Source organism: Micromonospora sp. MH33 (assembly GCF_003013775.1).
Lineage (GTDB): Bacteria > Actinomycetota > Actinomycetes > Mycobacteriales > Micromonosporaceae > Micromonospora > Micromonospora fulviviridis.
Map to the genome: position 1 here is coordinate 1 of NZ_MUYZ01000588.1, position 1826 is coordinate 1826.

Genomic DNA, 1826 nt, shown 5'->3' on the forward strand with positions numbered 1-1826 from the left:
GACATGTGCAGCGCGAAGCCGAGCAGCAGCCCGCCGGCCAGCGCGGCGACCGGCCCGCGTACCGCCAGCAGGGCCAGCCCGGCGGCGACCACGCCGGTGAAGACGGCGTCGCCGGAGGCGCCCAGCCAGACCGCGCCGGGCAGCAGCACCAGGAACGGCAGCACCGCGCGGGCCGCCTCGGCGGCGCCCAGCGCGCGCAGGGTGACCGGCACCGAGACCGCGGCGGTCGCGCCGACCAGCACGCAGCAGAGCGCCGCGGCGGTGCCGCCGCCGAGGCCGATCCGGTCCAGCCAGACGAAGACCAGCAGCGCGCCCGGCGGGTGCCCGGCCGTGTGGGTGGACCAGGAGTCGGGCTGGAAGTCGAGGATCCGGTCGGTGAAGCCGGCCAGCATCCGGGGGATGTCGACGACGCCCGGCACCTCGTGCAGATACTCCGCCTGCGGGGTGAGCCGGCGGGCCAGCCCGGCCGACCAGCCGTCCACCAGGGCCAGCGACAGCGTCCAGGCCACCGCGGCCAGCCAGCCGGCGGCCAGCAGCGCCGCCCAGCGGGCGGTCCGCGCCCAGCGCAGGCCCGGCCCGAGCACGACCACCGCGACCAGTACGGCGAGCGGGGTGCCCCAACCGGCGTGCGGCCGCCAGGTGGCGTAGAGCGGCGCGGCGTCCGCGTGCAGCCCCGCGCCGCGCCGGTTGAGCACCAGCCCGACGGCGACCGCGGCGACGAGCAGCAGCGCCTCGACGGCCAGCGCGACCAGGTCGCCCCGGTGCCCGGGGCTGGTCCGCCGCGGGCCGGGGACGCGGGGCAGGGTGGCTGCGGGTCTCATGACGACCGGACGGTACGGCCCGCCGGGCCATCAGAGGGGCGGAACCGCGGGCACGTCACCGGATGGTAAGAAATGCCTGCTCGGTAAGGGTTCCGTAAGCAGGATCGGGGCCTGGTCGGGCGCGGACCGGCCTAGCGTCGGCGGCATGCCGACACAGATCGACGTGGTGCTGCCGTGCCTGGACGAGGCCGCCGCCCTGCCCGGCGTACTGACCGCGCTGCCGCCCGGCTACCGGGCGATCGTGGTGGACAACGGGTCCCGGGACGGATCGCCGGAGGTGGCCGCCCGGCACGGCGCGCGGGTGGTGCGGGAGCCCCGCCGCGGCTATGGGGCGGCCGTGCACGCCGGCCTGGAACACGCCGAGACCGAGCTGGTCTGCGTGCTCGACGCCGACGGCTCCTTCGACCCGGGCGAGCTGCCCGCCCTGGTCGCTCCGGTGGCGGCCGGCACCGCCGACCTGGCGGTGGGCCGGCGCCGGCCGGTGTCCGCCGGGGCCTGGCCGTGGCACGCCCGGGCCGGCACGGCGCTGGTCGCCGCGCTGCTCCGGCAGCGCGGGGTGCCGCTGCGGGACCTCAGCCCGATCCGGGTGGCCCGGCGGGACGCCCTGCTCGCCCTCGGGGTCACCGACCGGGCCTTCGGCTACCCGCTGGAGCTGATGATCCGGGCCGCCGCGGCGGGCTGGCGGATCCACGAGCGCGACGTCCGCTACGCCCCGCGCGCCGCCGGGACCCGGTCCAAGGTCTCCGGCTCGGTCCGCGGCACGGTCCGCGCCACCCGGGACTTCCTGGCGGTGCTGCGCAGCGTGGAGGGCCCGCGGTGACCGTCCTGCTGGTGGTGGCCAAGGCGCCCGTGGCCGGGGCGGTCAAGACCCGGCTCTGCCCGCCCGCCGAGCCCGCGCAGGCGGCCCGGATCGCCGCCGCCGCGCTGCGCGACACCCTCGACGCCGTCGCCGCCACCCCGGGGGTCGTCCCGGTGCTGGCGCTGGCCGGACGGTTAGCCGACGCC

General features: G+C 78.7%; 1 protein-coding gene and 2 pseudogenes. 2 read left to right on the top strand and 1 reads right to left on the bottom strand.

Annotated elements, in window-relative coordinates:
- Positions 1–821: pseudogene (locus B0E53_RS36120) on the bottom strand (hypothetical protein); the annotation flags it as partial.
- A gap of 145 nt (positions 822–966) precedes the next feature.
- Between B0E53_RS36120 and B0E53_RS36125 the strand changes: the two are divergent.
- Together B0E53_RS36125 and B0E53_RS36130 are read left to right on the top strand one after the other, a co-directional pair.
- The gene (locus B0E53_RS36125; protein ID WP_107079883.1) at positions 967–1641 is read left to right on the top strand and encodes a glycosyltransferase family 2 protein; all 675 of its coding nucleotides are present in this window, start codon (positions 967–969) and stop codon (positions 1639–1641) included.
- Positions 1638–1826, top strand: a pseudogene (locus tag B0E53_RS36130) (glycosyltransferase); the annotation flags it as partial. The gene B0E53_RS36125 and the pseudogene B0E53_RS36130, both read left to right, overlap by 4 nt.

Excerpts from the sequence above, each read along its gene's own strand:
- B0E53_RS36125 (WP_107079883.1), top strand. The coding sequence starts at position 967 with ATGCCGACACAGATCGACGTGGTGCTGCCGTGCCTGGACGAGGCCGCC.